The sequence below is a fragment of the Acidimicrobiales bacterium genome, from assembly GCA_035540975.1.
In the GTDB taxonomy this organism is placed as follows: Bacteria; Actinomycetota; Acidimicrobiia; order Acidimicrobiales.
In genome coordinates this window covers 1-5493 of sequence record DATLFN010000028.1, presented here as the reverse complement: position 1 = coordinate 5493, position 5493 = coordinate 1, and the positions used below count along the sequence as shown (strand labels likewise).

Genomic DNA, 5493 nt, shown 5'->3' with positions numbered 1-5493 from the left:
GCGGGACGCCGCTGGCCGCGGCGGCCACGCACCGGGTCGGCAGCGGCCGGCTCGCTCGCCCGGCGGGCGGCGCCGGGACCGGGCGCCGGCACGGGGTCACCGGCCGCCCCGCCCCGCCGCCGCAGGGGCACGCCGGCCGGTGACCCCGTGCCGGCGCCCGGTCCCGGCGCCGCCCGCCGGGCGAGCGAGCCGGCCGCTGCCGACCCGGTGCGTGGCCGCCGCGGCCAGCGGCGTCCCGCCGCGGACGACGGGCCTCGGTCCCTCCGAGGCCGATGACCTGCTCGGACAACCCGGCCGAGCGGGCCGACGAGCTGCGGGGCCTGATCGAGTACCACAACGTCCGGTACCACCAGCTCGACGAGCCGGAGATCTCCGATGCGGAGTACGACGCCCTCGTCCGCGAGCTGGCCGCCATCGAGGAGACGCACCCCGACCTGGTGACGGCCGAGTCGCCCACCCAGCAGGTCGGGGCGGCGCCCTCCGCCCTATTCCCGCCGGTCGAGCACCGCACCCGCATGATGTCGCTCGACAACGCCACGTCGCTCGAGGAGCTGCTGGCGTGGGGCCGGCGCATGGAGCGCTTCATCTCGGGCGAGGTGGACTACGTCTGCGAGCTCAAGATCGACGGCGTCGCCATCTCGTTGCTCTACGAGGACGGGCGACTGGTGCGGGCGGCCACCCGGGGCGACGGGAGGGTGGGCGAGGACGTCACGGCCAACGTGGCGACGATCGCCGACGTGCCCGACCGCCTGACGCTGCACGACCCGCCCGCCCTGCTCGAGGTGCGGGGCGAGGTGTACATGCCCACCCCGGCGTTCGAGGAGCTGAACAAGCGGCAGGCGGACGAGGGGGGGCGCCTGTTCGCCAATCCCCGCAACGCCGGCGCCGGGTCGCTGCGCCAGAAGGACGCCCGCATCACCGCCTCCCGCCGGCTCGGCTTCTGGGTGTACCAGATCGGCCACGTCGAGGGCGCGCCCGCCTTCGCCCGCCACCGTGACACGCTCGACTGGCTGAGGGCGGCGGGCTTCCCCGTGAACCCCGAGATCCGGGTGCTCCAGTCGCTGGACGAGGTCCACGCCTTCTGCCGCCAGTGGCAGGAGCGCCGCCACAGCGTCGACTACGAAATCGACGGCATCGTGGTGAAGGTCGACGACCTGGCCCAGCGGTCCGAGCTGGGCTCGACCTCCAAGGCGCCGCGCTGGGCCATCGCCTACAAGTTCCCGCCCGAGGAGCGCACGACGCTGCTGCGCGACATCGAGGTCTCTATCGGGCCGTCGGGCCGGGCCACGCCCTTCGCCTTACTCGAGCCGGTGTTCGTGGGCGGCTCGACGGTCGGCGTCGCCACCCTGCACAACGAGGACCAGGTCCGCCTGAAGGATGTCCGGGTGGGCGACACCGTCATCGTGCGCAAGGCGGGCGACGTCATCCCCGAGGTGGTCGGCCCGGTGCTGTCGCTGCGGCCCGAGGGCCTGCCGGAGTGGCGGTTCCCGGCGACGTGCCCGAGCTGCGGCGGCCCGCTGGTGCGCGCCCAGGGGGCGAGCGACACCCACTGCCCCAACCTCGACTGCCCGGCCCAGCGGGCACGGCGCATCGAGCACTTCGCCTCCCGCGGCGCCATGGACATCGAGGGGCTGGGCGAGCGCACGGTGGGCCTGTTCTTCCAGCACGGCCTGGTGCGGGACGTCGCCGACCTCTACACGCTGGACCTCGACGAGGTGCGGGCCCTCGACCGCTTCGGCGAGGTCTCGGTGGCGAACCTGGGCCGGGCCATCGAGGGCTCGAAGTCCCGCCCGCTGGCCAACCTGCTCGTCGCCCTCGCCATCCCGCACCTGGGCGGGACGGGCTCGGCCGTGCTGGCCCGGGCGTTCGGCTCCCTCGACCGCATCATGGAGGCGTCGGTGGAGGAGCTGGCCGCGGTGGAGGGCATCGGGCCAACCATCGCCACCAGCGTGCGGGCGTTCTTCGCCTCCGAGCGCAACCGCGACGTCGTGGACCGCCTGCGGGCGGCCGGAGTCGCCCCGAGGGGCCCCGACGCCCCCCAGGTGCCCCAGACGCTGGCGGGCATGTCGGTGGTGGTCACCGGGACCCTGGAACGGTGGTCACGGGAGACGGCCGAGGAGGCGATCAAGGCCCGCGGCGGCAAGGCGCCCGGCAGCGTGTCCAGGAAGACGACGGCCGTGGTGGTGGGGGAGGGGCCCGGCGCCGCCAAGCTCACCAAGGCCACCGAGCTGAGCGTCCCCATCCTCGACGAAGCGGCCTTCGAGCACCTCCTGGAGACGGGCGAACTCCCGACGCCGGCGGGGTGAACGCCGTCCACCGCCCCCGAGCGCCCGGCGCGCCCGGGGAGCGGCGGTGCGACGGCGACCGCGACCGGCTCCTGGCCGCTCCGGCGGCAAGAAAGGGCGCATACCGCCCCTTCCTGCCGCCAGAAGTGGAATCCCGGCGAAACGGTCGCACCGAGGCGCCGGCGTTACCGCCCCGCCCGTACGGCGACCGCGGCTCAAGAGACGTTGAAGCACCACCGGTAGATGCCCGGCTCGGCGTTCTCGTCGGTCACCTGGTGGAACGCCACCTCGGCGCACGTGCGCCCGGGCGGCAGCTCGGCGAGCTCCTTGCCGGCGCCCGGGGTGAACGAGTAGCGGTTGAGCCCGTCGATCACGTCCAGCTGGTCGTCGGGGATGGGCGTGCCGTTGACCGACAGCGCCCCCCGGTACGTGGTCGCCAGCTCGACGAAGATCTCGGTCTGGCGCAGCTGGAGCGACGCCGGCTCGGGCGACACCACCCGGACGGCCGCCGGGCGCAGCTTGGGGTTGGGCGAGTCGTCGTGCATCACGAACGCCGTGTAGATGGCGGCGAAGGCCATCGCGAGCAGCACCGACGACACGACGCGCCGGCGGGTCAGGAGGCGGTCGGCACGGCGGAGGGCGGTCACCGGCCCATTGTTGCCGGGTGCGCGCGGGTACGACGAGCCGCCGGCCGGGCGCCGGACCGTCCACGGCTGGAACGGCCGCGCCCGCTAGCCTCGTCGGGTGGCCACGTCGAGCATGGCCGACCACGTCGGTCGCGTCCTCGGAGGGCGCTACCGCCTGCTGACCCCCATCGGGACGGGGGCGTCGGCGCAGGTCTTCCTGGCCGAGGACACCACCCTCCGCCGCCAGGTGGCCGTGAAGGTCCTCCACCCGGCGCTGGCCGAGGACGAGTCGTTCCTCCGCCGCTTCCGGGCCGAGGCGCAGCAGGCCGCCGCCCTCAACCATCCCCACGTCATGCGCGTGTTCGACTGGGGCGAGTCGGAGGACGGGCCGTTCCTGGTCCTCGAGCACCTGGCGGGCGGGAGCCTGCGCGACATGCTGGACGCCGGGCACCGGCTGTCGCCCTCGCAGGCGCTCCTCGTCGGCCTGGAGGCGGCTCGCGCCCTCGACTACGCCCACCGCCGCGACCTCGTGCACCGCGACGTGAAGCCGGCCAACCTGGTGTTCGACGAGGAGGGCCGCCTCTGCATCGCCGACTTCGGCCTGGCCCGGGCGCTGGCCGAGGCGGCGTGGACGGAGCCGGCGGGCGCCATCCTGGGCACCGCCCGCTACGCCTCGCCCGAGCAGGCCCAGGGCCTGTCGGTGGACGGCAGGGCCGACGTGTACTCGCTCGCGCTGGTGCTGGTCGAGGCGGTCACCGGCAAGGTGCCCTTCACGGCGGACACCACCATCGCCACCCTCATGGCGCGGGTGAACAACCAGATGGTCGCGCCCGAGGAGGTCGGACCGCTCGGCCCCGTGCTCGAGGAGGCCACCCGGCCCGACCCGGCCGAGCGGCTGGGCGCCCGCGGTCTCGTCGCCGGCCTGGAGGCGGCCGCCCGTGAGCTGCCCGCACCGGAGCCGCTGCCGGTGGTCGTCCGCCGCCGCCCCACCGACGACACCGCCGTCCTGGAGGCGCCGGTCCGGCCCCGACCGGTCCCCCCGCCGCCCGTGGACGACGCCGACGTCACCCAGCTCAGCGTCCCGCTGAAGGCCCAGGTCGACCGCACCGGTCCCATCGAGACCGGTGAGGACGTCGTCCTGCCGGCGGCCCATCGGCGCCGCCGCAAGTGGCCGTGGGCGCTGCTCCTGATGCTGCTGGCGCTCCTCGGCGCCGGGACCGCCTACGTCATCGCCCAGGCCCAGATCCCGAGGTACCCCGTGCCGTCGCTGCGGGGGAAGACGGTGGCCGAGGCGCGCGCCGAGGTAGCCGACGAGGAGTTCGAGATCAAGCTGGCGCCCGCCCGCTTCGACGAGGAGGTGCCCGACCAGCACATCCTCGACCAGGACCCCTCCCCGCTCCGTGAGCTGCGCGAGGGCGGCTCCATCACCGTCGTGCTGTCCAAGGGCCCCGAGCCCCGCGCCGTGCCGGACCTCACCAACCTCGACCAGCCGGCGGCCGAGCAGGCCCTGCGGGACGCCGGCTTCGTGCCCAAGGTCGTCGCCCAGCCCGACGAGGTGCAGCCGCCCGGCCGGGTCCTCACCTGGTCGCCCACCGGGTCCTCGCTGCCCAAGGGCATCGAGGTCACCGTCACCGTGTCGAGCGGCCCGGCGCCGAGGGAGATACCCGACGTCACCGGCAAGACGTTCGAGGAGGCGGCCGCCCTGCTGGCCGGGGCGGGCCTCAAGGCCGAGGCGGCCGAGGTGTTCAGCGCCGAGGTCGACAAGGGCAGGGTCGTCTCCACCAAGCCGGGCGTGGGGAGGTCGGTCGCCCGCGACTCGACGGTGGTGGTCAACGTCTCCAAGGGGCCCGACCTGGTGCCCGTCCCCGACGTGCTCGGGAAGTCCGTCGCCGAGGCCACCGCCGTCCTCCAGGCCGCCGGCCTCCAGGTCAGCGGCACCGGCGGGCTGCCCCGGGGGAAGACCGTGTTCCTCACCGATCCGGGCCCGGGGACCCGGGTGAAGCGGGACAGCGGCGTGTTCCTCTTCGTCCGCTGAGTCTTCGGCTTCATTCGTTCGCTCCGCTCACTCCATTCGGCCGAGTTGGATCGTGCTCCGGCGGGCGAGCGGAGCTCGCGCCGCCTCCGCCCTGTCCTTTCACCGGTGTCCGCAGCCGTTGAGGCCGCCGATGGCGGCGAGTGCGGCCACGGACCTGTCCGCTGAGTCTTCGGCTTCATTCGTTCGCTCCGCTCACTCCATTCGGCCGAGTTGGATCGTGCTCCGGCGGGCGAGCGGAGCTCGCGCCGCCTCCGCCCTGTCCCTTCCCGTGTCCGCAGCCGTAGGGGCCGCCTGCGGCGGCGAGCCCGGCCACGGACCTTGCCTGCGCGAACGCGGCGAAGGTTTCGCGGCCAGGGGGGTAGGTTCGGGTCGTGGACGCCGAGGCCCGCTCGCTCGCCCTCCTGGGCGCCGGCTACCCGGCGGCCGTCGCCGTCCTGGTGCGGTGGGCGGCGGTGGTGCGCGAGCGGCGGTGGCGGTGGTTGGCCGTGCACCACCTCGGGATGGCGGCGATCGTGGCCGGATGGGCGGCCCGGCGGCGAACCACACC

3 protein-coding genes are annotated in these 5493 nt (G+C 74.7%); 2 read left to right on the top strand and 1 reads right to left on the bottom strand.

Annotated elements, in window-relative coordinates; translation table 11 throughout:
- Positions 1-272: 272 nt before the first annotated feature.
- Complete coding sequence (gene ligA, locus VM242_03550; GenBank protein HVM04227.1) at positions 273-2306, top strand: NAD-dependent DNA ligase LigA; 2034 nt, start codon at positions 273-275, stop codon at positions 2304-2306.
- A gap of 194 nt (positions 2307-2500) precedes the next feature.
- Here ligA and VM242_03545 read toward each other — a convergent pair whose 3' ends face one another.
- The gene (locus VM242_03545) at positions 2501-2932 is read right to left on the bottom strand and encodes a hypothetical protein (protein ID HVM04226.1); all 432 of its coding nucleotides are present in this window, start codon (positions 2930-2932) and stop codon (positions 2501-2503) included.
- A 97-nt stretch (positions 2933-3029) separates the two neighbouring features.
- Here VM242_03545 and VM242_03540 point away from each other — a divergent pair, with 97 nt between their 5' ends.
- Positions 3030-4946, top strand: coding sequence for a PASTA domain-containing protein (locus tag VM242_03540; GenBank protein HVM04225.1), 1917 nt, complete (start codon positions 3030-3032; stop codon positions 4944-4946).
- Positions 4947-5493: the final 547 nt, after the last annotated feature.